Origin of the sequence: Streptomyces sp. G45 (assembly GCF_049542095.1) — a bacterium.
In the GTDB taxonomy this organism is placed as follows: domain Bacteria; phylum Actinomycetota; class Actinomycetes; order Streptomycetales; family Streptomycetaceae; genus Streptomyces.
This window is the reverse complement of sequence record NZ_JBMUZU010000001.1, coordinates 1618604-1643083: the sequence shown is the minus strand read 5'-3', so window position 1 is coordinate 1643083 and position 24480 is coordinate 1618604. Positions and strand designations below refer to the sequence as shown.

Here is a 24480-nt window from a genome sequence, read left to right as displayed (position 1 = left end):
CCAGATGGCTATGCCGCTGCGTCAGTCAATCAAGGTCGCTACCTATCTTTTTGAACAGAAGCTGCGCAAGCGGGACAAGTTTCCGCTGATCGTCGAATTGGAGCCGCTGTTCGCCTGCAATCTGAAGTGCGAGGGCTGCGGCAAGATCCAGCACCCGGCCGGTGTGCTCAAGCAGCGCATGCCGGTGGCCCAGGCCGTGGGCGCCGTTCTTGAGTCGGGTGCCCCGATGGTGTCCATCGCCGGTGGTGAACCGTTGATGCACCCTCAGATCGATGAGATCGTGCGGCAGTTGGTGGCGAAGAAGAAGTACGTCTTCCTGTGCACCAACGCGATGCTGCTGCGCAAGAAGATGGACAAGTTCACGCCCTCGCCCTATTTCGCGTTCGCCGTGCACATCGACGGCATGCGGGAGCGGCACGACGAGTCGGTGGCGAAGGAGGGCGTGTTCGACGAGGCGGTGGCCGCCATCAAGGAGGCCAAGCGGCGCGGCTTCCGGGTGACCACCAACTCGACCTTCTTCAACACCGACACCCCGCAGACCATCATCGAGGTCCTGAACTTCCTCAACGACGACCTGAAGGTCGACGAGATGATGCTGTCGCCCGCCTACGCCTACGAGAAGGCCCCCGACCAGGAGCACTTCCTGGGCGTCGAGCAGACCCGCGAGCTGTTCAAGAAGGCCTTCGCGGGCGGCAACCGGCGCCGCTGGCGGCTCAACCACTCGCCGCTGTTCCTGGACTTCCTCGAGGGCAAGGTCGACTTCCAGTGCACGGCGTGGGCGATCCCCAACTACTCGCTCTTCGGCTGGCAGCGCCCCTGCTATCTGATGAGCGACGGCTATGTGCCGACGTACCGGGAGCTGATCGAGAAGACCGACTGGAGCAAGTACGGCCGCGGCAAGGACGACCGGTGCGCCAACTGCATGGCGCACTGCGGCTACGAGCCGACCGCCGTGCTCGCCACCATGGGCTCCCTGAAGGAGTCCCTGCGGGCCATGCGCGAGACCGTCAACGGGAACCGGTGACGCCATGACCGCTGGAGTGCCCGTCGCGCTGGGCCTCCCCGAGCTGCCGGTCCGGCCGATCGCGGAGCGCCGTGTGTCGCGGCGCATCCAGGTCGGACCGGTGGCCGTCGGGGGCGGCGCGCCGGTGTCGGTGCAGTCGATGACGACGACGCGTACGTCGGACATCGGGGCCACGTTGCAGCAGATCGCCGAGCTGACGGCGTCCGGCTGCCAGATCGTGCGGGTGGCGTGTCCGACGCAGGACGACGCGGACGCGCTCGCGACGATCGCGCGGAAGTCGCAGATCCCGGTGATCGCGGACATCCACTTCCAGCCGAAGTACGTGTTCGCGGCGATCGACGCCGGGTGCGCGGCGGTGCGGGTGAACCCGGGCAACATCAAGCAGTTCGACGACCGGGTCCGCGACATCGCGCGGGCGGCGTCCGCCGCGGGGGTCCCCATCCGGATCGGGGTGAACGCGGGCTCGCTGGACAAGCGACTGCTGGCCAAGTACGGCAAGGCCACGCCGGAGGCGCTGGTCGAGTCCGCCCTGTGGGAGGCGTCCCTCTTCGAGGAGCACGGCTTCCGGGACATCAAGATCTCGGTGAAGCACAACGACCCGGTGGTGATGGTGAATGCCTACCGGCAGCTCGCTGCCCAGTGCGACTACCCCCTGCACCTGGGGGTGACGGAGGCGGGCCCGGCGTTCCAGGGCACGATCAAGTCGGCGGTGGCCTTCGGTGCCCTGCTCTCCGAGGGCATCGGCGACACGATCCGCGTGTCGCTTTCGGCGCCCCCGGCGGAGGAGGTCAAGGTCGGCATTCAGATCCTGGAGTCGCTGAACCTGCGCCAGCGCCGCCTGGAGATCGTCTCCTGCCCGTCGTGCGGGCGCGCCCAAGTCGACGTCTACAAGCTGGCCGACGAGGTCACCGCCGGTCTTGAGGGCATGGAGGTGCCGCTGCGCGTCGCCGTCATGGGCTGCGTCGTCAACGGCCCCGGTGAGGCCCGCGAGGCGGACCTCGGTGTCGCGTCGGGCAACGGCAAGGGGCAGATCTTCGTCAAGGGCGAGGTCATCAAGACCGTGCCCGAGTCGAAGATCGTGGAGACCCTGATCGAGGAAGCGATGAAGATCGCCGCACAGCTGGAGGCCGCAGGCGTCCCGTCCGGGGTGCCCGACATCACCGTGAGCTGAGCAGGAGCTCAGGAACAACCAGTAAGGGGGCCCGAGCATGACCGTTCTGGAGACCATCCGGGGGCCGCGCGACCTGAAGGCGCTGACCGAAGCCGGCCTTGGCGAACTGGCGGAGGAGATCAGGGAGTTCCTGGTGCAGGCGGTCGCCAGGACCGGCGGACACCTCGGGCCCAACCTGGGGGTGGTGGAGCTGACCATCGCCCTGCACCGGGTCTTCGAGTCGCCCGTCGACCGCATCGTGTGGGACACCGGCCACCAGGCCTACGTACACAAGCTGCTGACAGGGCGTCAGGACTTCTCCAAGCTGCGCCGCAAGGGCGGTCTGTCCGGCTATCCGGCGCGCGAGGAGTCCGAGCACGACATCGTGGAGAACAGCCACGCGTCGACCGCGCTCGGCTGGGCCGACGGGCTTGCCAAGGCCCGGCAGGTGCTCGGGGAGCGCGGGCACGTCGTGGCCGTCATCGGCGACGGCGCCCTGACCGGCGGCATGGCCTGGGAGGCGCTGAACAACATCGCCGCCGCCAAGGACCGCCCGCTGATCATCGTCGTCAACGACAACGAGCGGTCGTACGCCCCCACGATCGGCGGCCTCGCCAACCACCTCGCCACGCTGCGCACCACCGACGGCTACGAGCAGGTGCTCGCCTGGGGCAAGGACGTCCTCCAGCGCACGCCCCTCGTCGGCCGCACCCTCTACGAGTCGCTGCACGGCGCCAAGAAGGGCTTCAAGGACGCCTTCGCCCCGCAGGGCATGTTCGAGGACCTCGGCCTGAAGTACGTCGGCCCCATCGACGGGCACGACACGGCGGCCGTGGAGTCGGCGCTGCGCCGCGCCAAGCGCTTCCACGGGCCGGTCATCGTCCACTGCATCACCGAGAAGGGCCGCGGCTACGAACCCGCGCTCGCCGACGACGCCGACCGCTTCCACACCGTCGGCGTGATGGACCCGCGCACCTGCGAGCCGCTCGCCCCCTCCAACGGGCCCTCCTGGACCTCGGTGTTCGGCGACGAGATCGTCCGCATCGGCGCCGAGCGCGACGACGTCGTGGCCATCACGGCCGCCATGCTGCACCCGGTGGGCCTCACCAAGTTCGCCGCGGCCTACCCCGACCGGGTCTGGGACGTCGGCATCGCCGAGCAGCACGCGGCGGTGTCCGCGGCCGGGCTCGCCACGGGCGGCCTGCACCCCGTCGTCGCCGTCTACGCCACCTTCCTCAACCGCGCCTTCGACCAGCTCCTGATGGACGTGGCGCTGCACCGGTGCGGGGTGACGTTCGTCCTCGACCGCGCCGGGGTCACCGGCGCCGACGGGCCCTCGCACAACGGCATGTGGGACATGTCGGTGCTCCAGGTCGTCCCCGGCCTCAGGATCGCCGCCCCGCGCGACGCCGACCAGCTGCGCGCCCAGCTCCGCGAGGCCGTCGCCGTCGACGACGCGCCCACGGTCCTGCGCTTCCCCAAGGAGTCGGTCGGACCCGCGATCCCCGCCGTCGACCGCGTCGGCGGCATGGACGTGCTGCACGCGGACGAGGGCGCGGACGTGCTGCTCGTCGCCGTCGGCGTGATGGCGCCGGTCTGCCTCCAGGCCGCCGAGCTGCTGCGGGGCCGGGGCATCGGCTGCACCGTGGTCGACCCGCGCTGGGTCAAGCCCGTCGACGCCGCGCTGCCGCCGCTCGCCGCGCGGCACCGCCTCGTCGCCGTCGTCGAGGACAACAGCCGCGCCTCCGGCGTCGGATCGGCGGTCGCCCTCGCCCTCGACGAGGCCGAAGTGGACGTCCCCCTCAGGCGGTTCGGCATCCCCGAGCAGTTCCTCGCGCACGCCAAGCGCGGCGAGGTCCTCGCCGACATCGGGCTCACCCCGGTCGAGATCGCCGGGCGGATCAGCGCCACGCTCGCCCGCAAGGAGGCCGCAGGCGAGGCCGGGGCGGCCGTCATCGGCGCGCAGCACACCCCGGACCCGGCCGCCGCCGTCGGCGCCGCCGGAACAGAGGAACAGGCCGGTGCCACCACCGGCACGGAGAGAGCCGGTGCGTCCGGCGAGGAGAACCGGGCATGACCAGCACGAGCGAGCCCCAGGTGACCAGCGAGACCCTAGCAGCCGGTGGGACCGGCCCCAGCGAGCCCCAACCGACCGGTACGGGCAAGGAGTTCGACCTCGGCAGGCTGCTGGCCGAGCGCGGCGGCGAGCGGTACGAGCTGCACAGCCGCCACCTCAACCACCAGCTGCCCCGCATGCTCCACACCATCGGCTTCGACAAGGTCTACGAGCGTGCCGAGGGCGCCTACTTCTGGGACGCCGACGGCAACGACTACCTCGACATGCTCGCCGGTTTCGGCGTGATGGGGCTCGGGCGCCACCACCCCGTCGTCCGCAAGGCGCTGCACGACGTGCTCGACGCCTCCCTCGCCGACCTGACGCGCTTCGACTGCCAGCCGCTGCCGGGCCTGCTCGCCGAGCAGCTGCTCGCCCACAGCCCGTACCTGGACCGGGTGTTCTTCGGCAACAGCGGCACCGAGGCCGTGGAGACCGCCCTGAAGTTCGCCCGGTACGCCACCGGCAAGCCCCGCGTGCTCTACTGCGCGCACGCCTTCCACGGCCTGACCACCGGCTCCCTCTCGGTGAACGGCGAGACCGGCTTCCGCGACGGCTTCGCGCCGCTGCTGCCCGACACGGCGGTGCCGCTCGGCGACCTCGACGCCCTGGAGCGCGAGCTGCGGCGCGGCGACGTGGCCGCGCTGATCGTCGAGCCCATCCAGGGCAAGGGCGTGCACGAGACCCCGCCCGGCTATCTGCGCGCCGCCCAGGAGCTGCTGCACCGGCACAAGGCGCTGCTGATCGCCGACGAGGTGCAGACCGGCCTCGGCAGGACCGGCGCGTTCTACGCCCACCAGCACGAGGAGGGCGTCGAACCCGACCTGGTGTGCGTGGCCAAGGCCCTGTCCGGCGGCTACGTACCCGTCGGGGCGACCCTCGGCAAGGACTGGATCTTCAAGAAGGTCTACTCGTCGATGGACCGCGTCCTGGTGCACTCGGCGAGCTTCGGGTCCAACGCGCAGGCCATGGCGGCCGGGCTCGCCGTGCTCGCCGTCATGCGGGACGAGCGGATCGTGGAGAACGCGCGGGCGACGGGCGAGCTGCTGAAGTCCCGGCTCGCCGCGCTCGTGGACCAGTACGAGCTGCTGAGCGACGTCCGCGGGCGCGGCCTGATGATCGGCATCGAGTTCGGCAGGCCCAAGTCGCTGAAGCTGCGCAGCCGCTGGGCAATGCTCCAGGCCGCCCGCAAGGGGCTGTTCGCGCAGATGGTCGTCGTACCGCTGCTGCAGAAGCACCGGATCCTCACCCAGGTCTCCGGCGACCACCTGGAGGTCATCAAGCTGATCCCGCCGCTGACCGTCGGAGAGAAGGAGGTCGACCGCTTCGTGGCGGCGTTCACCGACGTCATGGACGAGGCGCACGGCGGGGGCGGGCTGATCTGGGACTTCGGCAAGACCCTGGTGAAGCAGGCGGTGGCGAACCGGTAGGCGCGGGCCCGGCGGTGGCCACGGGCCCGGCGGCGGGCCTCGCGGAGCTTTGCCTCTGAGGCAAGAAAATTGCCCCAGAGGTAAAGCTCTGGCTCAATCGAGGTATGAGCCCCCCGAGCCCCGCTCCCTCGGGCGGCGGAGACGCGGCCGACGCGCTGCCCGCCGTCGCCCCCCAGCTGCGCGAGCTGCGCCGCAGGGCCGCACTGACCCTGGAGGCCGCGGCCTCGGCGGCGGGCCTTTCGCCCGCGCACCTGTCCCGCCTGGAGACCGGGCAGCGCCAGCCGTCGCTGCCGATGCTGCTCGCTCTCGCCCGTACCTACGGTACGACGGTCTCGGAGCTGCTCGGCGAGACGCCCGCCGACCGGGACGCCGTGGTCCGCGCCGCCGAGATGGAGCCCACCCCCGCCGGGGGCTGGACCTACTGGCAGGCGGGCGCTCGGGGCCGCGGCATGCAGGCGCTGCGCGTGCACGCGCCGTACGGCGCGCAGAGCGACATCGTGCGCGTCCACCCCGGAGAGGAGTGGCTGCACGTCCTCGACGGACGGGTGCGGCTGCGCCTCGGCGACACCTCGTACACCCTCGCGCCCGGCGACAGCGCGCACTTCGACTCGCTGACGCCGCACCGGATCACCGCCGTGGACCCGGGAGGCGCGGACTTCCTGTTCGTCCACACCTTGCTCCAGAGCCCTGCCGCCGCGCTCTGCCTCGGCGGCCCTACCAGGGGAGACCGACATGACGGACACTGACCCGCAGCCCTCGGGGCAGCCCGCGCGCCGCATGGCCATGGAGGAGAAGTTCCCGCGCGCCCTGTGGGTGCGCCTGATCATCTACGTGGCCGTGGGCCACCTGTTCGCGGGCTTCATCTATCTGCTGTTCGTCCTGGGCGGGCAGAACCAGTGACCGGACCGGCCGGGGCCGCCGGGGCGCCCCGGCCGGGCGGGCCGCTCAGTCCAGGAGCCGCTCGCGCAGGCGCTCCCGCGTCGTGTCGGTGAGCCCGAGCCCCTTGGCGAGGTAGGTGTCCGTGTCGCCCCAGGTCTGCTCCATGGTGGTGAAGGCCGCCGCCAGGTACTCGGCGCGGGCGTCGAACAGCGGGTTCAGCAGCTCCATGACCTCGGGCGACGTGCCGCCCGGCGCCGAGCTGCCGCGGCTGACCTTGTAGCGGCGGTGCGCCGCGTTCGACTCCAGGTAGTCCGCCACGATGGCGTCGCGCTCCACGCCCACGGCGAGCAGCGTCACGGCGATCGACAGGCCCGCGCGGTCCTTGCCCGCCGCGCAGTGCATCAGCGCGGGCAGGCTGTCCTCGGCCAGTGCGCGCAGCACCTGCCCGTGCTCGGCCGCGCGCTCCTTGACCATGACGCGGTACGAGGCCGCCATGCGCTCCGCGGCCCTGCCGTCGGCGAGGGCCGCGCGGAGCTGGTCGAGGTCGCCTTCGCGGACCATCTTCCAGAACTCGGCGCCGTCGGCCGGGTCCGTCAGCGGCAGGTTCACGTTGCGCACGCCCGGCAGCTCCACGTCCGGGCCCTCCAGGCGCTGGTCGGCGGCGTTGCGGAAGTCGAAGACGGTGTGCAGGCCGAGCGAGGACAGAAACGTCACGTCGGCCGCGGTGGCGTGCGCCAGGTGGCCGCTGCGGAAGAGGACGCCATGGCGCACCCTGCGGCCGTCGACGGTCGGCAGGCCGCCCACGTCACGGAAGTTGCGCACACCGGCGAGCTCGGGTTCGGTCGACGGGACCTGCTGCGTCACGGAGTCTCCTCTGGGTCGGGGCTCAGGGTGGGGGCGGCTCGGCCCCGCTGCCCGGCCGCACGCGGACCGCCGTCGGCCGACGGCGCCCACCGGGAAGCGGCGCCCGGCGTCCACCGCGCGCCGGGGCCGATGTCCACCGCGTACGGATGGTCGGACTGTGCGACTGGCTGCGCCTTCGACGATACGACATGGGTTCCTCAGGCAATCAGCTCCGTGCGGGGGCGTGCACGGGCGTTGCCCCGGCGGCCGGAAGGCCCCGAAGATGTGCGGTGACGCGCGTGCCTGTCGAGTTCAGCCGAGCCGGACCCAGGGACCCGTGGGGGTTTGATGATCGAGGTAGGCGACGACGGCCGCACCTGGCTGCTCTCCGGCCCCACCAGCAGCTACGCCCTCCACGTCACCGGCCGCCACGAACTGCTGCACCTGCACTGGGGGCCCCGGCTCGCGCTCACCGACGCCGAGGCCCTCGCCGCCGAACAGACCCCGCCCGGGCGGCTCTTCGAGCCGCCGACGCCCGGCGCGCGTGAGGAGTACCCCGTCGAGGGCGGCCCCCGCTGCGCGTACCCCGCCCTGTCGGTGCGCGGCGGCGGGCCGCGCGGCACCGCGTGGCGGTTCGACGGCGCCGACGCCGACGGCGACGCGCTCCGGCTCTCCTTCACCGTGCCCGCGCACCACCTGGAGGTCCTGCTCGGCTACCGGACGCGCGGCGACGTCGTCGAGCGGTACGCGGCCCTCGTCCACAGCGGCCCCGAAGGCTCCCCGGACCTGGAGGTGCTGCGCGCCGAGGCGGCGGCCTGGACGCTGCCGCCGCGCGAGCGCTGGCGCCTCACCCAGCCGCACGGGCGCTGGGCGGCGGCGTCCCGGCCGCTGCGCGGTGACCTGACGTACGGCGAGCAGGTCATCGGCGGCCGCACCGGGCGCCGGGACCTGCCCTGGGTGGCGCTCGACGCCGACGGCGCCACCGAGGAGCGCGGCGAGGTCTACAGCTGCGCGCTCGCCTGGTCCGGGCCGTGGCGCGTCGTCGTCCACCGGCTCCCCGGCGGGGCCGTGCGGATCACCGGCGGCTGCGGCCACGACGACTCCGGGCGGCAACTCCTCGCGCCCGGGACCGCCATGGTCACGCCCGTGTGCGCGGGGCTGTGGAGCGCGGGCGGCTTCGGCGGCACGAGCCGCGCCTGGCACGCCTACCGGCGCGCGCACGCCGTCCCGGCCGCCGACGAGGCGCGGCCGGTGCGCCACGACTCCTGGGCGGCCACCGGCCGCGACGCCCGCGCCGGGCAGCGGCGCGCACCCGCCACGTCCGCCCCGCGCGCGTGCGGGGCGCCGGGAGCACCGACCGCCCTCAGGCCCGGCCCCACGGCCGGGTGAGCCCGCCGCCGTCCCGCTGGCCCCCCGGCCCCCGGTACGGCCGTATTCCGGCTTGGCGCAATCTTGACCAATGGCCTATCTCACGCCTCGTCAACCCCTTATTACGATGGCGTAGGTCACTTGTCGCGCGGAAAGATGGGGCGACGTGAGAGCAGAGTCGACACCCATCACCAAGAACGCACCCACGGGCACCTTCACCTCCTACGTGGCGGTCGGCGACAGCTTCACCGAGGGCGTGGGGGACCCCGGGCCCGACGGGACCTTCGTCGGCTGGGCCGACCGGCTCGCCGTGCTGCTCGACGACCTGGCGCCGGAGCACACCTTCCGGTACGCCAACCTCGCCGTGCGCGGCAAGCTGCTCGACCAGATCGTCGCGGACCAGGTGCCGCGGGCCAAGGAGCTGGCGCCCGACCTGGTCACCTTCGCCGCGGGCGGCAACGACATCATCCGCCCCGGCACCGACCCCGACGAGGTCGCCGAGCGCTTCGAGCGGGCCGTCGCCGACCTGGCGTCCGCCGTCGGCACCGTCGTCGTCACCACCGGCTTCGACACCCGCGGCGTCCCCCTCCTGAAGCACCTGCGCGGCAAGATCGCCACGTACAACGGGCACGTCCGCGCGGTCGCCGACCGGTACGGCTGCCCGGTGCTCGACCTGTGGTCGCTGAGGTCCGTGCAGGACCGCCGCGCCTGGGACGACGACCGGCTGCACCTGTCGCCCGACGGGCACACCCGGGTCGCGCTGCGCGCCGCCCAGGTGCTCGGCATCGGCGTGCCCGCCGACCCGGAGCAGCCGTGGCCGCCGCAGCCGCCGCGCGGAACCCTCGAAGTGCGGCGCGACGACATCCACTGGGCGCGCGAGCACCTGGTGCCGTGGATCGGGCGACGGCTGCGCGGGGAGTCGTCGGGCGACCACGTGGCCGCCAAGCGGCCTGATCTGATGCCGCTGTAGCTCCGGAACGCGGGCGGCTCGTCACGCCGGGGCGGGTCGCCCGGTGGGGTGACGCGGCGGAGTGTCGGCCTCGCGCGCGCGTGCGCGCGTGCTGGCATGGGCGGTCCGCGTCCCTCGGGGCGCACGACCGGACCACCGGAAGGACCCCCGCCATGCCCGCACACCGCCCCGCCAGGCCCGCACCCCGTGCCGTCCGGCCCGCCCGGTGCCTCACCGCCGCCGTCGTCGTGCTGGCCGCGCTCGGCCTGCCCGCCGCGCAGGCCGCCGCCGCGCCCGCCCCGGCGCGCGTGGCCGCCGCCGCGCCGGAGCCCGAGGCCACCACCGTGACCGTCACGGGCACGGGCACCGCCAGCGCCGCACCCGACCTGGCGCTCGTCCTCGCGGGCGTCGAGACCACCGGCGCCACCCCCGAGAAGGCGCTCGCGGCGCACAAGACGGCCGCCGACGCGCTGCTCGCCGCCGTGCGCCAGGCGGGCGTGGCCGAGCGGGACATCCGTACCGAGAACCTCTCCGTGTCACCCGTGTACGAACAGCAGGACGGCACGTCCAAGCTCACCGGCTACCAGGCCACGCAGACGTTCTCGCTGAAGGTCCGCGACACGGACACCACCGGCCGGGTCGTCAAGGCCGCCATGGACGCCGCCGGGGACGCGGGCCGCGTCCACTCGGTGACCTTCGACGTCGCCGACCGTGACGCCCTGCGGACGCGGGCCCGCGAGGTCGCGTTCCGCGACGCGCGCGCCAAGGCCGAGCAGTACGCCAAGCTCAGCGGGCGCACCCTCGGCCGCCTCGTCTCGCTCGCCGAGAGCGGCGGGGCCGCCCCGCACCCGCTGCCCGCGCCCGCCGGCGCCCTCGGCAAGGACGAGGTGCCGGTCGCACCCGGCGAGATCGAGGACACGGTGACCCTGACGGCGGTGTACGCACTGGACTGAGCGGCACGCGTGCACGCGCTGGACCGAGCGGCACCGGTGCACGCACCTCACTGAGCGGCACCGGTGCACGCACCGCACTGAGCGGCGCGCCCTGGCCCCCGGGGCCGTCGCTCAGGCCCTCAGGTCAGCGACCGGCAGGCCGAGCTCGCGGGCCAGGGCCTCGTCCGTCCAGGCCCTGGCGCGGGCCCGGGACAGCGCGCCCGGGTAGGCGGTCATCTGCACGGCCAGGCCGTCGAGCAGGGCCGTCAGGCGCAGCGCCGCGCCCATGGGGTCCGCGCAGCGGAACTCGCCCGCCGCCACGCCCTCCGCGATGACCTCGGCCAGCGCCGCCTTCCAGCGCTGGTCGAGGTCGCGCGTCACCGACCGCAGGGCGGGCTCGCGCACGGCCGCCGCCCAGCCCTCGATCCACAGCCGCCAGCCCTTGGCCTGGCCCGTCGGGGCGTACCAGCGGACCGCCGCGCGCAGCCGCCGCAGCGCGGACGTGCGCCGCGCGAGCAGCCCGTCCAGGCGGGCCAGGTCGCTCTCGGCGGCGTGCGCGAACGCCGCCGCGACCAGCTCGTCCTTGGTCGAGAAGTGGTACAGCACGAGCGCGTTGCTCACGCCGAGCGCCGCCGCGACGTCGGCGATGCGCACCGCCGCCACGCCCCGCGCCTCGATCTGCTCGACGGTGGCGGCCAGCAGCTCCGCCCGCCGCTCCGCCACACTCAGCCGTACTCTCGTCACGCCCCGCACCCTACCCAGCGGGCGGGGCCCCTTCGGCGCGGGCCGCGGGGCCGTGCCAGCCGAAGCGCCCGGTGATCTCCGGGAGGCGGTCGCCGACCAGCGCGTGCGCGGCGGCGCGGGGCGTCGTGCCGTCCCGCCCGGCGCGGTCGAGCACCCGCCCGACGAGGGCGCGCATGGCCCGGCGGACGTGCCCGAAGGCCTCCTCGGCCGCGGCGGCGCCACGGGCCGCGCCGATGTCGCCGAACAGGGTCCACCACCACCAGGCGTTGGTCGCCGAGTTCACCACCACGTCCGGCAGCACCGTGACGCCGCGCGCCGCGAGCAGCCGCTCCGCCTCCGGCCGCACCGGCATGTTCGCGGCCTCGGCGATCCACCGCGCCGTGATCCGCTCCTGGTTGGCCGCGTCGATCGCGTACGACACCGCGGCGGGCACCAGCACCTCCGCGTCCGCGGCGAGCCAGGCGTCGCCCGGCAGTTCGCGGTCGTCCGGGCGCAGCGCCGCGCGGTCGACGGTGCCGTACGCGTCGCGGGCGGCGAGCAGCGCCTCCACGTCCAGGCCCGCCGGGTTGGCGACGGTGCCCCTGACGTCGGCGACGGCCACCACGGTGAGCCCGGCGCGGGCCAGGAAGCGGGCCGTCGCGCCGCCCATGGTGCCGAAGCCCTGCACCGCCACACGCGTCCGGCCCGGCTCGGCGCCCGCCGCGTCGAGCGCCGTCAGCACGGACTCCGCGACCCCGCAGCCGCCGACCAGCGCGTCCAGGCCGATCCCGTCGACGGTGACGGCGAAGGCGTCCGCGAGCCGCCGCCGCGCCGCCGCCTCGTCGTCCAGGAGCGGATAGACGGCCTGCACGGAGGAGACCAGGCCCGCGTCGGCCACGGCCCGGTCGACCACCTCCTGGGTCAGGCCCAGGTCCTCCCCGGTGGTCCAGCAGGACGCGACGTACGGGCCCATCGCGCGCAGGTAGCGCACCAGGACGCCGTACGCCTCGGGGGCCCGGGGGTCGCAGTCGATGCCGCCCTTGGCGCCGCCGAGCGGGACGTAGCGGGCCCGCGGGTCGTAGTGCAGGGCCTCCTTCATCGTCATGCCGCGGGCGAGCCCGGCGACCTCGTCGAGGGTGCAGCCCGGCCGCATGCGCAGGCCCCCGCTGCACACCCCGCGCACCAGCCGGTCCACGACGAGGAATCCCCGGCGGCCGGTGACGTGGTCGGTCCAGGTGAGCGACATGAAGGGCGGGGGCGTCGTCACGGGCATGGGACCTCCTGCGCGGCTACTGAACTTCCGGTCAGTAGAACACGCCGGGAGGGCGGCCCGTCGCGGCGGACCGTCCGGTTCCGGACAGCCGCCGGGACCGGGGCGGGCCGCCCGGCTCCGAGGCCGCCCCGCCGCGCTCACCCGGCCTGGCGGGTGCCCCGCGCGGGCGCCTCGCGCAGGTCGCAGAACTCCTTGAAGCCCTGGCTGGTGAGGCCCATCGCGGAGTTGAAGCGCGAGCGCAGGTTCTCCACGGCCACGATCATGGTCAGCTCGACGAACGCGGCCTCGCCGAGGCCCCTGAGCAGCCGCCCCGACAGCTCGTCGTCGACCTCCGGCGGGTTCGCGGTCATCGCCTCCGCGTACTCCATGACGTCCCGCTCCAGGGCGGTGTAGGCGTCGCTCTCCCGCCACAGCGGCACGTCGTGCAGCTTGCGCGGGTCCAAGCCGAGCTTGTGCCCCTCCCAGTAGCCGAAGTCCATGCACCAGGCGCAGCCGATCGAGGCCGCCGACGCCATCACCGCCAGCTCCTTCAGGTCCGCGTCCAGCGTGTTCCACTTGGCCACGGACTGCTCGAAGCGGAGGTACGACCACAGGGCGCGCCGGTGGTGGCCCATCGCCCGGCCCGGGTCCAGGACCTTGCCGTAGGCGCGCTTCGAGTACCACTCCATGGCGCGGAAGAGCAGCGTGCGGGGCGGGGTGAGCGAGATGCGGGCCACGGGGGCCACCTCCAGAGTCGTACGCGGCGAGGTTCGTCGCCGGGTCGAGCTGTCGTGTTGGTTGTCGTGTTGGGCTGTCGTGTTGAGCTGTCGTAGGGGGCTGTCTTGGCGAGTTCTCGTCGAGTCGTCTCGCCGGGCTCTCGGTGAGCCGTCTCGCCGGGCTCTCGTCGAGCGGTCCTGTCGGGCCGCTCACTGATGCGACGGACCGGGGGTGCGCGGATGTGACATCGGGGGAGGTCCGGACCTGGCACCGGGTGCCGCCGGGTCGGCCCGGCGGTCGATGTCGGTGGGGGCGCACATAATGGGGGAACCTGAGCAGCCTGTTCCTGGAGGTTCCGTGTCCCGGTCCCTGAGCCCCGCGCTGCGCCCCCTGCGGCCCGCCGCCTTCGGCGCGGAGCCGACCGGCGAGCGGCTCGCGCGCATCCGCAGATCGCCGCACTTCGAGAACGGCTCGTTCCAGAACCCGGTGGGCGCGCGGACCCGCCCCTCCGGCTCGGCCCTGGACTTCGCGAAGGTCTATTTCCGCCGGGAGGCGCGCGCCCGCCGCGCCCCCGCCACCCACGTGCCGGTGCACGCCACGACGCTCGCCGACCTGGCCAGGCCCCCCGCGAGTGGTCTCCGGCTCACCTGGATGGGGCACTCCAGCGTGCTCGCCGAGATCGACGGGCGGCGCGTGCTCTTCGACCCGGTGTGGGGAGAGCGCTGCTCACCGTTCGCCTTCGCCGGGCCGAGGCGGCTGCACCCCGTGCCGGTGCCGCTCGCGGCGCTCGGCCCGGTCGACGCGGTCGTCATCTCCCACGACCACTACGACCACCTGGACCTGCCCACCGTCAAGGCGCTCGCGGGCACGGACACCGTCTTCGCCGTGCCGCTCGGCGTCGGCGCGCACCTGGAGCACTGGGGCGTGCCCGCGCGGCGCCTGCGCGAGCTGGACTGGCACGAGTCCGCGGACGTGGCGGGCCTGACCCTGACGGCCACGCCCGCCCGCCACTTCTGCGGCCGGGGCCTGCGCAACCAGCAGCACACGCTGTGGGCCTCCTGGTGCGTCGCGGGCCCCGAGCACCGCGTCTTCCACAGCGGTGACACCGGGTACTTCCCCGGCTTCGCCGACATCGGCGACCAGCACGGGCCGTTCGACGCCACGATGATCCAGATCGGGGCGTACTCCGAGTTCTGGCCGGACATCCACATGCGGCCCGAGGAGGGGCTGCGGGCGCACCTCGACCTCCAGGGCGGTCGGGCGCGGGGCGTGCTCCTTCCGATCCACTGGGGGACCTTCAACCTCGCGCCGCACGCCTGGGCGGAGCCGGGGGAGGGGACGCTTGCCGCCGCTCGGAGCGAGGGGGTCGCGGTGGCGCTGCCGATTCCTGGGGAGCCGTTCGAGCCCTCGTCCGGTGCGGTGCCGGGGGCTCCCTGGTGGCGGGAGGTCGCCGTGGCCCCCGAAGGGGGTTGGGTGGAGGTGCCGCCGCCGTTCGGGGCCGCGGATCCGGAGGCGGCGCCGGTGGGGTGACGGGGCCCTCGCGGGGCGCCCCGGGCCCGCCCCTTTCCCGAAACCAGGGGGCGCCGCCCCCTGGCACCCCCGGTTGTCGCCGCTGCGCGGCTCGTCCTCAAACGCCGGACGGGCTTATTTCCCCGCCCACCCGCCCCTTTTTGGGGCGGGTGGGCGGAGAGCATCCGCCGCGAAGCGGCGGATCACGGACAGCCGAAGACGGCGAGGACGACAGATCCAGCCCGCCCGGTGTTTGAGGGCGAGCGCGCGGCGCGACGGGCGCCGACTGCTCAAGGCCCCCGGCCAGAATCGCTCGGGTGTGCGGGGCGTCATACCAGAGCGGGACGCTCCCCGGTGGACTTTGCCAACTGTCCACCGGGCGTGACGCGTTGACGACTACCGTGTGTGGCCGTCGGGCGACGCAGGGAGCACGTCACCGCCTGCCGGCCGGCACCGCGATGCCATCGACGAGGTGCCGCAGCCCACGCTGGGGCGCCCGTCGCGACGTACCCGAGGACGCTGATGTCTCACCTTCGCGCACCGGCAGCCCGCGCAGACCGCCGTGAGGGCGGGCGGCACGGCAGATCAGGGAGGAGCGCCGCCCCCGCGCCGTCCGCCGAGGCGCGCATACGGCCGCAGCTGCTGCGCATCGCGGTGCTGCCCGCCGTCGCCGTCGGCCTGTGCGGCTGCGCCGCCGTGCTCTACCTGCTGCGCACCGCACCGGCCCCGCCGCGGCAGTCCCTGCTCGTGGTGCTCGGCGCCGCCGCGCTGCTCGCCCTGGCGGGCGTCGTGATCGCCGCGGTGGCCGCCGAGCGCACCGCGCGGTCACTGCGCGAGCGCGTCGGCGCGCTGCGCCGGTCCACCGCGCGCGGCCAGGCCGACCTGCGGACCCTCGTCGAGGAACTGCGCCGCGGCGACGCGCCCGCGGTGCGCGAGCCCGTCACGCGGCCCCCCGCCGCGCCCGGCGACGAACTCGGCCTGCTCGCCGACGAGCTGGCCCGCGCGCACGACGGCGCCGTCACCGCCGTCGTGCGGGCCGCCCAGCTCTCCAGCCAGAAGGGCAACGAGCAGAAGGTCGAGGTCTTCGTCAACCTCGCCCGGCGGCTCCAGTCCCTCGTCCACCGCGAGATCTCCCTGCTCGACGAGCTGGAGAACGACGTGGAGGACCCCGAACTCCTCAAGGGGCTCTTCCACATCGACCACCTGGCCACCCGCATCCGGCGGCACGCCGAGAACCTCGCGGTGCTCGGCGGCGCCATGTCACGGCGCCAGTGGAGCAGGCCCGTGACGATGACGGAGGTGCTGCGGTCCTCCATCGCCGAGGTCGAGCAGTACTCGCGGGTCAAGCTGGTGCCGCCCATCGAGGGCACCCTGCGCGGCCACGCCGTCGCCGACGTCATCCACCTGCTCGCCGAACTCGTCGAGAACGCCACGGTGTTCTCCGCGCCGCACACCCACGTCCTGCTGCGCGCCGAACTGGTGACGGCGGGACTCGCCATCGAGGTGGAGGACCGCGGCCTCGGCATGCCCGCCGCCGAGCAGACCCGGATGAACCGGCTGCTCGCCGACCCCGACCAGGTCAACGTGGCGAGCCTCCTCCAGGACGGCCGCATCGGCCTCTTCGTCGTCGCGGCCCTCGCCCGCAGGCACGGCATCGCGGTACGCCTCCAGGGCAACATCTACGGGGGCGTGCAGGCCGTCCTGATCGTCCCGCAGAGCCTCCTCGGCACCGAGCCGGACGGCACCGCCACGGGACACGGCGGCCACCCCGGCGCGAGCGGCGCCCAGGTCAACGGCGCCCAGGTCAACGGCGCCCAGGTCAACGGCGCCCACGTCCAGCAGGCGAACGGCACCCACGTGAACGGCGTCCAGGGCACCCCGAGCGTCCAGGGCGCCCAGCTGAACGGCACGCACCCCGGCCGGAGCCAGCCCGACGCGACCCCCGCCAACGGCTCGCGCGCCAACGGCTCGCACGCCAACGGTTCACCCGTCGGCGACGCCCCCACCCCCCGGCGCGTCGCCAAAGGCACCCCGCCCGCGCCGCTCCCCGTGCGCGACCCCCGCGGCGAGCGGGCGACGCCCGCCGACGCCGTGCCCGGGATCCGGCCCGAGGAGCGGCACCTCACCGCCGAGCACAGCGGGGCGCCGCCCGTGCCCCGCAACGGCGCCGTGCACGGCGGCGGCGTCGGCAAGCCGCGGCTGCCCAAGCGCCGCGCCCAGGAGCACCTCGCCCCGCAGCTCCGCGAGGCCCCCGCCCCGCGCGCGGAGGACGACCAGCTCATCGGCCACGACCCCGGCCTGATGGCCGCCTTCCAGCGCGGCATCGGGCTCGCCCAGGCCGCCCAGGCCCGCGAGGCGGTGCCCGACGGGCCCGGCCGCCCCGCCCGCGGCGACCGTGGCGACCAGGGCGGCTGACCGCACCACCCCCACCCCGTCCGCCCCGCGGACGCCGAGCACTTCGAGACACACGTACTTCAAGGAGTCGATCCACCATGGCGAGCGATCTGCCGACCGGCCAGGTATCCGATCTCGACTGGCTGATGAGCGGCCTCGTCCAGCGCGTGCCCCACACCCGCAGTGCCGTCCTGCTGTCCTGCGACGGCCTGGTGAAGTCCGTTCACGGCCTCGACACGGACAGCGCCGACCACATGGCCGCGCTCGCCTCCGGGCTGTACTCGCTGGGGCGCAGCGCGGGCGTCCGCTTCGGCGACGGCGGGGACGTGCGCCAGGTGGTCGTGGAGCTCGACTCCACGCTGCTGTTCGTGTCCACCGCCGGTTCGGGCACCTGTCTGGCCGTCCTCGCCGGGCGCGAGGCGGACGCCGCGGTGCTCGGGTACGAGATGGCGATGCTGGTCAAGAGCGTGCGCCCGTACCTGGTCACCGCGCCACGGCAGCCCGCGGGCCAACCCGTGGGCCAACCCGCGACGATGAGGCGCTGACCGTGGGGGCCCCGCACGACGGGCCGTGGCTCGACGACGCCGCCGGGCGCCTGATCCGCCCGTACACGGTCAGTAACGGCCGCACCAGACCGACGGCGCGGCTCGACCTGCTGTCCCAGCTGATGGCGACCGGCACCGCCCCGGGGGGCTATCCGAGCCCGGAGCACTCGCTCGCGCTCGGCATGTGCGACGCGCCCACGTCGGTCGCGGAGATCGCCGCCCAGCTGAAGCTGCCCGTGGTGGTGACCAAGGTGCTCCTTTCCGACCTCGTCGACTGCGGGGCCCTCACCACCAGAGCCCCGGACTTCTACCACAACCCCACTGACCGGTCCCTGTTGGAGGCAGTGCTCGATGGACTACGACGACAGCTCTGACCCCTTCCCCACCGCGCTGAAGATCCTCGTCGCGGGCGGGTTCGGGGTCGGCAAGACGACGTTCGTGGGCGCGGTCAGCGAGATCGCGCCGCTCAGCACGGAGGAGTTGCTCACGACGGTCAGCGAGGGCACCGACGACCTGTCCGGCGTGGAGCACAAGACCACGACGACGGTCGCCATGGACTTCGGCCGGATCACCCTCGACCCCGAGCACGTGCTGTACCTGTTCGGCACGCCGGGGCAGGAGCGGTTCTGGTTCATGTGGGACGAGCTGTCCGAAGGGGCGCTCGGCGCGGTGGTCCTCGCCGACACGCGCCGCCTGGAGGACTGCTTCGCCGCCGTCGACTTCTTCGAGCAGCGCGGCATGGGGTTCGTGGTGGCCGTCAACGAGTTTGACGGCGCCTACCGCTACGAGCCCGACGAGGTGCGCACCGCCATCGACCTCGACCCGCAGGTCCCGGTGGTGCGCTGCGACGCGCGGATCTCCAGCTCCGGCATCCAGACGCTGCTCACGCTCGTCAAGCACCTGCTCGCGCACGCCCCTTCGGCCCCCACCTCCGGAGCCCACACATGACCCATGGAGCACGCACATGATGTACGAAGCGACCGGCCGTCTGCTGCTGACCCCGGTCGACAGGGACGCGTCGGCGCGGGTGCGGCGGCTGCGGGAACTCGGCCTGGGCGAGCGGCCGGAGCCCGGCCTCGACGCGTTCGCCGACCGGCTCGCACGGATCATGGACACGCCGTACGCCATGGTCAACTTCCTTGACGAGCACGGCCAGTTCTACGCCGGACTGCACGCCCCGGAGGGCGGACTGCACGCCCCCGAGGGCGGACGGCACGCCCCGGAGGGCGGCCCCGCCCCTGCCGAACCGCTCGCCGGGGTCATCGCGCCGGACGAGTCGGCGCCGGGCGGCGTCCCGGAGCGGCGGGTGGCGCGCGAGCGCGGCTACTGCCCGCACGTGGTGGCCCGGGGCAAGGCCCTGGTCCTCGAGGACGTGGCCGACTACCCCCGCTTCGCCGGGAACCCGGTGGTCGACGAGCTGGGAATCCGCTCCTACCTGGGGGCGCCGCTGATCGACCGCACCGGGATCGCGCTCGGCACGGTGTGCGTGGCGGACGTGGAGCCGCGCCCATGGGGCAGGCCGGGCCTCGACACGATCAAGTCGACGGCGGCGGAGCTGACGGAGCGGATCCACCGGCGGGAGGCGGAGGGCGAGCCGGGCGCGCCCTGGTGAGACCCGCGCGGGGCGGGCGTCCCTGGCGGGAGACGGCACCCGGCACCCCGGGCGGCACGCGGTGTTGACCTGCCGCGCGGGCGGTCACTACGGTGCGGGCCCCGGCCGCACGCCGGGGAACCGGCCGGACACCGCGGGAGGCAGCCCATGACCGACCTACGCCTCGGCGTCCTCGGCTACGGCCTGCGCGGCTCCCTCGCCCGCACGGCGCACCGGCCCGGCGCGGGGGCCCGCGTCACCGCGCTCGCCGACCCCGACCCGGCCGCCCGCGACCGCGCCGCCGCCGACCTGCCCGGCGTCCGCACGTACGACGACGCCCGCAAGGTGCTGGACGCCCCCGACGTCGACGCGGTCGTCGTCCTCACCCCCGACCACACCCACGCCCCGCTCACCCAGGACGCCCTGCGCGCGGGCAGGCCCGTCTTCGTGGAGAAGCCCCTGGACATCGCCGTCGAGGCGTGCGACGCGGTGCTGCGGACCGCGTACGAGACCGGGACGCGACTGTACGTGGGGCACAACATGCGCCACATGCCCGTGGTCCGGCTGATGCGCGACATCGTCGCGCGCGGCGAGATAGGCGAGGTCAAGACGGTCTGGGTGCGCCACTTCGTGGGGCACGGCGGCGACTGGTACTTCAAGGACTGGCACGCCGAGCGGCGGTACACCACCGGCCTGCTGCTCCAGAAGGCCGCGCACGACCTGGACGTCGTGCACTGGCTCGCGGACGGCTACACCCGCCGGGTGCAGGCGCTCGGCGACCTCATGGTGTACGGCGGCCTCCCGCACCGCCGCGCCCCGGGCGAGCCCAAGCCCGACGACTTCTACGCCCCGGAACGCAACTGGCCGCCGCACACCCAGCGCGACCTCAACCCGGTCATCGACGTCGAGGACGTGTCCCTGGTCAACCTGCGCCTGGACAACGGCGTCCTCGCCGCCTACCAGCAGTGCCACTTCACCCCCGACTACTGGCGGAACTACACCGTCATCGGCGACGCGGGCCGCCTGGAGAACTTCGGCGACGGACCCGGCGGAGTCGTCCGGGTGTGGAACGGGCGGCGCTCCCCGCACCGGCCCGAGGGCGACGCCGCGTACGCGATCCCGGACGCGCAGGACGAGGCCGGGCACGGCGGCGCGGACCCGCTCCTGATCGACGAGTTCCTGCGCTTCGTACGCCACGGGGGACGCACCGACACCTCGCCGGTGGCCGCCCGCATGGCCGTCGCGGCGGGCGTCCGGGCGACCGAGTCGCTGCGGGACGGCGGGGCGCCGCGCGAGGTGCCGCCGCTGGATCCGGAGCTGGCCGCCTACTTCGAACGGGGCCAGACGCGCTAGGCGGAACGGCTGAGAAGCCGGGGTTCCGGTTGACGCGCGGGGCGTCGCGCGCGGGGGCTTCGCCTGGGGTCTGAAGGAAAGCTGCGGCCGTGGTTAAGAAATCCTCGATGGACCAGGGGCCAGGGTTACGGAAGATTGCTTCAGACGCGTTCCCGGGCGCGCTCGCCCGCGTGCCGTCGGCCTGTCCGTCGGCTTGTCCGCTGGCCTGCCCGTCGGCCTGTCCGCTGGCCCGCCCGCTGCCGGGCCGACCTGTCCGGGACGCACCCCCATCTGCCGTACGACAGGAGCCGTGGCGTGAAGGCGCTGGTCAAGGAGAAAGCGGAGCCGGGCCTCCGTCTCATGGACGTCCCGGAGCCGGTCATCGGCCCCGGCGACGTCCTGATCAAGGTGCTGCGCACCGGTATCTGCGGCACCGACCTGCACATCCGTGCCTGGGACGGCTGGGCCCAGCAGACGATCCAGGCGCCGCTGGTGGTCGGCCACGAGTTCGTCGGCGAGGTCGTCGAGACCGGCCGGGACGTCGCCGACGTCAAGCCGGGCGACCTGGTGAGCGGCGAGGGCCACCTGGTGTGCGGCAAGTGCCGCAACTGCCTGGCCGGGCGGCGCCATCTGTGCCGCGCGACGGTGGGCCTCGGCGTGGGCCGCGACGGCGCGTTCGCGGAGTACGTCGCGCTGCCCGCGACCAATGCGTGGGTGCACCGGGTGCCGGTGGACCTCGACATCGCGGCGATCTTCGACCCGTTCGGCAACGCCGTGCACACCGCCCTGTCCTTCCCGCTGGTCGGCGAGGACGTCCTGATCACCGGCGCCGGGCCGATCGGCCTGATGGCTGCCGCCGTCGCCCGGCACGCCGGGGCCCGGCACGTCGTCGTCACCGACGTCAGCGAGGAGCGCCTCCAGCTGGCCCGCAAGGTCGGCGTCAGCCTCGCCCTGAACGTCGCCGAGTCGACCATCGCCGACGGCCAGCGCGAACTCGGCCTGCGCGAGGGCTTCGACGTGGGCCTGGAGATGTCCGGCAACCCGCGCGCCATGCGCGACATGGTGGCCAACATGACGCACGGCGGCAAGATCGCCATGCTGGGCCTGCCGTCCGAGGAGTTCGCGGTCGACTGGGCGCGGATCGTCACCTCCATGATCACGATCAAGGGCATCTACGGCCGTGAGATGTTCGAGACGTGGTACGCCATGTCCGTGCTGCTCGAAGGCGGCCTGGACCTCACGCCCGTCGTCACCGGACGCTACGGCTACCGGGACTTCCAGGCGGCCTTCGACGACGCGGCGAGCGGCCGCGGCGGCAAGGTCATCCTGGACTGGACCGCCTGAGCCCCGTCCGTCCCGTCCGTCCCGTTCGCCCCGCCCGCCCGAACTCCCGAAGGAATCCCGCATGTTCGACTCCGTACGCGACGACCTGGCCGCCACCCTCGACGAGATCCGCGCCGCCGGTCTGCACAAGCCCGAGCGCGTCATCGGCACCCCGCAGTCCGCGACCGTCGCCGTCACGGCGGGCGGGCGCCCGGGCGAGGTCCTCAACTTCTGCGCGAACAACTACCTCGGCCTCGCCGACCACCCCGAGGTGATCGCCGCCGCGCACGAGGCGCTGGACCGCTGGGGCTACGGCATGGCGTCCGTGCGCTTCATCTGCGGCACCCAGGAGGTCCACAAGGAACTGGAGGCCCGGCTCTCGGCGTTCCTCGGCCAGGAGGACACCATCCTGTACTCCTCCTGCTTCGACGCCAACGGCGGTGTCTTCGAGACGCTGCTCGGCGCGGAGGACGCGGTGATCTCCGACGCCCTCAACCACGCCTCGATCATCGACGGCATCCGCCTGTCCAAGGCCCGCCGCTTCCGGTACGCCAACCGCGACATGGCCGACCTGGAGAAGCAGCTCAAGGAGGCCGTCGAGGGCGGCGCCCGGCGCAAGCTCATCGTCACCGACGGCGTGTTCTCCATGGACGGGTACGTCGCCCCGCTCGCGGACATCTGCGACCTCGCCGAGCGGTACGACGCCATGGTCATGGTCGACGACTCGCACGCCGTCGGCTTCGTCGGGCCCGGCGGGCGCGGCACGCCCGAACTGCACGGCGTCATGGACCGCGTCGACATCGTCACCGGCACCCTCGGCAAGGCGCTCGGCGGCGCCTCCGGCGGCTATGTCGCCGCCCGCGCCGAGATCGTCGCGCTGCTGCGGCAGCGGTCGCGTCCCTACCTCTTCTCCAACACCCTCGCCCCGGTCATCGCGGCCGCCTCCCTGAAGGTGCTCGACCTGCTGGAGGGCGCCGGTGACCTGCGGGAGCGGCTGACCGCCAACACCGCGCGGTTCCGGTCCCGGATGACGGAGGAGGGCTTCGACGTGCTGCCGGGCGACCACGCCATCGCGCCCGTCATGATCGGGGACGCGGCGAAGGCGGGGCGCATGGCGGAGCTGCTGCTGGAGCGGGGCGTGTACGTGATCGGCTTCTCGTATCCGGTGGTGCCGCAGGGGCAGGCGCGGATTCGGGTGCAGCTGTCGGCGGCGCACTCCGTGGGGGACGTGGACCGGGCCGTCTCCGCGTTCGTCGCTGCGCGGGCCGAACTGGAGGCGTAGCCGAGCCCTCGCGGGGGCGCCCCAGACCCGCCCCTTTCCCGAAACCATGGGGCTCCGCCCCCTGGCACCCCCGTTGATCGGCCTTCGGCCTCGTCCTCAAACGCCGGACGGGCTGGATATAGCCCGTCCGGCGTTTGAGGACGAGGCGCGGAGCGTCGATGGGCGGTGGTGGGCGCCCACGCCAGGGATGGGTGGGACAATCACCGCATGATCGAGGCGCGGCGGTTGCACATTCTTCGGGCGGTGGCCGATCACCGTACGGTGACCGCCGCGGCCGCCGCGCTCTACCTCACCCCGTCCGCCGTATCGCAGCAGCTCACCGCGCTGGAGCAGGAGACGGGCCACCGCCTGGTGGACCGCTCCGCGCGCGGCGTGCGGCTCACGCCCGCGGGCGAGATCCTGCTGGCCCACACGAACGCGGTGCTGGCCCAGCTGGAGCGCGCCGAGGCGGAGCTGGCGGCGTACAGCTCGGGCGCCGCGGGGACGGTCACGCTGGCGTCGTTCGCGACGGGCATCGGGCTGGTCGTCGCCCCGGCGCTGCGGCGGCTCGCCGAGACCTCGCCCGGCATCCGGGTCCGCGTCCAGGACGCCGAGGGCGACGCCAGCCTGCCGATGGTCCTGGACCGGCAGGTCGACGTCGCGGTGGCCGTGGAGTACCGGGGCGCGCCCGGCGCGGACGACCCGCGGCTGACCCGGGTGCCGCTGTACGCCGAGCCGTTCGACGCCGTGCTGCCGGTGGCGCACGCGCTCGCCGCCGCGGGGCGGGTGCCGCTCGGCGACCTGGCGAAGGACGCCTGGATCGGGCCGTTCCCCGGCAACCCTTGCCACGACGTGGTGGTCCTCGCCTGCGAGCACGCCGGGTTCCAGCCGGTCCTGGAGCACACGTCGGACGACTTCCGCGCGGTCGTGGCGCTGGCCTCGGCCGGGGCGGGCGTGGCCCTCGTACCGCGGTCCGCGCTGCGCGGCATGGACCTGGCGGGCGTGGTCATCCGGCCGGTGGACGGGATCGCCCCCACGCGGCGGGTGTTCGCCGCCGTGCGGCACGGGGCCGAGGAGCACCCGCTGATCGCCCCGGTGCTCGACGCCCTGGGCGACGCCGCGGCGGAGGACTGAGGGGACGGGGC

General features: G+C 73.9%; 23 protein-coding genes. 19 read left to right on the top strand and 4 right to left on the bottom strand.

Annotated features, from left to right (window positions below):
• Positions 1-4: 4 nt before the first annotated feature.
• The 6 genes from hpnH to ACOBQU_RS06470 all read left to right on the top strand — a co-directional run bounded on the left by hpnH (position 5) and on the right by ACOBQU_RS06470 (position 6617).
• Entirely contained in the window at positions 5-1024 is a 1020-nt protein-coding gene (hpnH, locus tag ACOBQU_RS06495) for an adenosyl-hopene transferase HpnH (RefSeq protein ID WP_384795990.1), read from the top strand.
• 4 nt (positions 1025-1028) lie between these two features.
• On the top strand, positions 1029-2195 hold the full coding sequence (ispG, locus tag ACOBQU_RS06490; RefSeq protein WP_423624936.1) for a flavodoxin-dependent (E)-4-hydroxy-3-methylbut-2-enyl-diphosphate synthase: 1167 nt from the start codon (positions 1029-1031) through the stop codon (positions 2193-2195).
• A gap of 37 nt (positions 2196-2232) precedes the next feature.
• The gene (gene dxs / locus ACOBQU_RS06485) at positions 2233-4251 is read left to right on the top strand and encodes a 1-deoxy-D-xylulose-5-phosphate synthase (RefSeq protein ID WP_423624935.1); all 2019 of its coding nucleotides are present in this window, start codon (positions 2233-2235) and stop codon (positions 4249-4251) included.
• Positions 4248-5717, top strand: a complete 1470-nt coding sequence (locus tag ACOBQU_RS06480) for an aspartate aminotransferase family protein (RefSeq protein ID WP_423624934.1) — start codon at positions 4248-4250, stop codon at positions 5715-5717. The genes dxs and ACOBQU_RS06480 overlap by 4 nt, the downstream gene beginning before the upstream one ends.
• A gap of 104 nt (positions 5718-5821) precedes the next feature.
• Complete coding sequence (locus ACOBQU_RS06475) at positions 5822-6463, top strand: helix-turn-helix domain-containing protein (protein ID WP_423624933.1); 642 nt, start codon at positions 5822-5824, stop codon at positions 6461-6463.
• A gap of 37 nt (positions 6464-6500) precedes the next feature.
• Positions 6501-6617 carry a DUF6126 family protein gene (locus ACOBQU_RS06470; protein ID WP_423634292.1) on the top strand — a complete coding sequence of 39 codons (117 nt, stop codon included), beginning with the start codon at positions 6501-6503 and terminating at the stop codon, positions 6615-6617.
• Positions 6618-6662: 45 nt separating this feature from the next.
• Here the strand turns inward: ACOBQU_RS06470 and ACOBQU_RS06465 are convergent, their stop codons facing one another.
• Positions 6663-7460, bottom strand: coding sequence for a tyrosine-protein phosphatase (locus ACOBQU_RS06465; protein WP_423624932.1), 798 nt, complete (start codon positions 7458-7460; stop codon positions 6663-6665).
• Between the two features lie 327 nt (positions 7461-7787).
• On the opposite strand from ACOBQU_RS06465, the gene ACOBQU_RS06460 reads away from it, so the two are divergent.
• The 3 genes from ACOBQU_RS06460 (at position 7788) to ACOBQU_RS06450 (ending at position 10709) form a co-directional block, all read left to right on the top strand.
• A complete protein-coding gene (locus ACOBQU_RS06460) occupies positions 7788-8828 on the top strand; it encodes a glycoside hydrolase family 36 N-terminal domain-containing protein (protein ID WP_423624931.1) in 1041 nt (346 codons plus the stop codon).
• 145 nt (positions 8829-8973) lie between these two features.
• Positions 8974-9777 (top strand): SGNH/GDSL hydrolase family protein, encoded by an 804-nt coding sequence (locus tag ACOBQU_RS06455; RefSeq protein ID WP_423624930.1) that lies wholly within the window; start codon positions 8974-8976, stop codon positions 9775-9777.
• Positions 9778-9929: 152 nt separating this feature from the next.
• Positions 9930-10709, top strand: coding sequence for an SIMPL domain-containing protein (locus tag ACOBQU_RS06450; protein ID WP_423624929.1), 780 nt, complete (start codon positions 9930-9932; stop codon positions 10707-10709).
• A gap of 111 nt (positions 10710-10820) precedes the next feature.
• Here ACOBQU_RS06450 and ACOBQU_RS06445 read toward each other — a convergent pair whose 3' ends face one another.
• The 3 genes from ACOBQU_RS06445 to ACOBQU_RS06435 form a co-directional block, all read right to left on the bottom strand.
• A complete protein-coding gene (locus ACOBQU_RS06445; RefSeq protein ID WP_423624928.1) occupies positions 10821-11432 on the bottom strand; it encodes a TetR/AcrR family transcriptional regulator in 612 nt (203 codons plus the stop codon).
• Positions 11433-11442: 10 nt separating this feature from the next.
• Positions 11443-12684 (bottom strand): Glu/Leu/Phe/Val dehydrogenase dimerization domain-containing protein, encoded by a 1242-nt coding sequence (locus ACOBQU_RS06440; protein WP_423624927.1) that lies wholly within the window; start codon positions 12682-12684, stop codon positions 11443-11445.
• A 137-nt stretch (positions 12685-12821) separates the two neighbouring features.
• The gene (locus tag ACOBQU_RS06435) at positions 12822-13400 is read right to left on the bottom strand and encodes a carboxymuconolactone decarboxylase family protein (RefSeq protein WP_423624926.1); all 579 of its coding nucleotides are present in this window, start codon (positions 13398-13400) and stop codon (positions 12822-12824) included.
• A gap of 301 nt (positions 13401-13701) precedes the next feature.
• Here ACOBQU_RS06435 and ACOBQU_RS06430 point away from each other — a divergent pair, with 301 nt between their 5' ends.
• The 10 genes from ACOBQU_RS06430 (at position 13702) to ACOBQU_RS06385 (ending at position 24469) form a co-directional block, all read left to right on the top strand.
• Positions 13702-14910, top strand: a complete 1209-nt coding sequence (locus tag ACOBQU_RS06430) for an MBL fold metallo-hydrolase (protein WP_423624925.1) — start codon at positions 13702-13704, stop codon at positions 14908-14910.
• 501 nt (positions 14911-15411) lie between these two features.
• A complete protein-coding gene (locus ACOBQU_RS06425; RefSeq protein ID WP_423624924.1) occupies positions 15412-17304 on the top strand; it encodes an ATP-binding protein in 1893 nt (630 codons plus the stop codon).
• Positions 17305-17381: 77 nt separating this feature from the next.
• On the top strand, positions 17382-17828 hold the full coding sequence (locus ACOBQU_RS06420) for a roadblock/LC7 domain-containing protein (RefSeq protein WP_423624923.1): 447 nt from the start codon (positions 17382-17384) through the stop codon (positions 17826-17828).
• A gap of 2 nt (positions 17829-17830) precedes the next feature.
• Positions 17831-18202, top strand: a complete 372-nt coding sequence (locus ACOBQU_RS06415; protein WP_423624922.1) for a DUF742 domain-containing protein — start codon at positions 17831-17833, stop codon at positions 18200-18202.
• Positions 18180-18776, top strand: coding sequence for a GTP-binding protein (locus ACOBQU_RS06410; RefSeq protein WP_423624921.1), 597 nt, complete (start codon positions 18180-18182; stop codon positions 18774-18776). The genes ACOBQU_RS06415 and ACOBQU_RS06410 overlap by 23 nt, the downstream gene beginning before the upstream one ends.
• A gap of 16 nt (positions 18777-18792) precedes the next feature.
• The gene (locus ACOBQU_RS06405; protein ID WP_423624920.1) at positions 18793-19440 is read left to right on the top strand and encodes a GAF domain-containing protein; all 648 of its coding nucleotides are present in this window, start codon (positions 18793-18795) and stop codon (positions 19438-19440) included.
• 147 nt (positions 19441-19587) lie between these two features.
• Positions 19588-20772, top strand: coding sequence for a Gfo/Idh/MocA family protein (locus tag ACOBQU_RS06400; protein ID WP_423624919.1), 1185 nt, complete (start codon positions 19588-19590; stop codon positions 20770-20772).
• A 294-nt stretch (positions 20773-21066) separates the two neighbouring features.
• Positions 21067-22095, top strand: a complete 1029-nt coding sequence (gene tdh / locus ACOBQU_RS06395) for an L-threonine 3-dehydrogenase (RefSeq protein WP_423624918.1) — start codon at positions 21067-21069, stop codon at positions 22093-22095.
• A gap of 61 nt (positions 22096-22156) precedes the next feature.
• Positions 22157-23356 carry a glycine C-acetyltransferase gene (locus ACOBQU_RS06390; RefSeq protein ID WP_423624917.1) on the top strand — a complete coding sequence of 400 codons (1200 nt, stop codon included), beginning with the start codon at positions 22157-22159 and terminating at the stop codon, positions 23354-23356.
• Between the two features lie 207 nt (positions 23357-23563).
• Positions 23564-24469, top strand: a complete 906-nt coding sequence (locus tag ACOBQU_RS06385; protein WP_423624916.1) for a LysR family transcriptional regulator — start codon at positions 23564-23566, stop codon at positions 24467-24469.
• Positions 24470-24480: the final 11 nt, after the last annotated feature.

Bases quoted from the DNA above. Each gene is read 5' to 3' on its own strand.
- hpnH (WP_384795990.1), top strand. From the start codon at position 5: ATGGCTATGCCGCTGCGTCAGTCAATCAAGGTCGCTACCTATCTTTTT.
- ispG (WP_423624936.1), top strand. From the start codon at position 1,029: ATGACCGCTGGAGTGCCCGTCGCGCTGGGCCTCCCCGAGCTGCCGGTC.
- dxs (WP_423624935.1), top strand. From the start codon at position 2,233: ATGACCGTTCTGGAGACCATCCGGGGGCCGCGCGACCTGAAGGCGCTG.
- ACOBQU_RS06480 (WP_423624934.1), top strand. From the start codon at position 4,248: ATGACCAGCACGAGCGAGCCCCAGGTGACCAGCGAGACCCTAGCAGCC.
- ACOBQU_RS06475 (WP_423624933.1), top strand. From the start codon at position 5,822: ATGAGCCCCCCGAGCCCCGCTCCCTCGGGCGGCGGAGACGCGGCCGAC.
- ACOBQU_RS06470 (WP_423634292.1), top strand. From the start codon at position 6,501: ATGGAGGAGAAGTTCCCGCGCGCCCTGTGGGTGCGCCTGATCATCTAC.
- ACOBQU_RS06460 (WP_423624931.1), top strand. From the start codon at position 7,788: ATGATCGAGGTAGGCGACGACGGCCGCACCTGGCTGCTCTCCGGCCCC.
- ACOBQU_RS06450 (WP_423624929.1), top strand. From the start codon at position 9,930: ATGCCCGCACACCGCCCCGCCAGGCCCGCACCCCGTGCCGTCCGGCCC.
- ACOBQU_RS06440 (WP_423624927.1), bottom strand. From the start codon at position 12,684: ATGCCCGTGACGACGCCCCCGCCCTTCATGTCGCTCACCTGGACCGAC.
- ACOBQU_RS06430 (WP_423624925.1), top strand. From the start codon at position 13,702: ATGGGGGAACCTGAGCAGCCTGTTCCTGGAGGTTCCGTGTCCCGGTCC.
- ACOBQU_RS06425 (WP_423624924.1), top strand. From the start codon at position 15,412: ATGTCTCACCTTCGCGCACCGGCAGCCCGCGCAGACCGCCGTGAGGGC.
- ACOBQU_RS06420 (WP_423624923.1), top strand. From the start codon at position 17,382: ATGGCGAGCGATCTGCCGACCGGCCAGGTATCCGATCTCGACTGGCTG.
- ACOBQU_RS06410 (WP_423624921.1), top strand. From the start codon at position 18,180: ATGGACTACGACGACAGCTCTGACCCCTTCCCCACCGCGCTGAAGATC.
- ACOBQU_RS06405 (WP_423624920.1), top strand. From the start codon at position 18,793: ATGATGTACGAAGCGACCGGCCGTCTGCTGCTGACCCCGGTCGACAGG.
- ACOBQU_RS06400 (WP_423624919.1), top strand. From the start codon at position 19,588: ATGACCGACCTACGCCTCGGCGTCCTCGGCTACGGCCTGCGCGGCTCC.
- ACOBQU_RS06390 (WP_423624917.1), top strand. From the start codon at position 22,157: ATGTTCGACTCCGTACGCGACGACCTGGCCGCCACCCTCGACGAGATC.
- ACOBQU_RS06385 (WP_423624916.1), top strand. From the start codon at position 23,564: ATGATCGAGGCGCGGCGGTTGCACATTCTTCGGGCGGTGGCCGATCAC.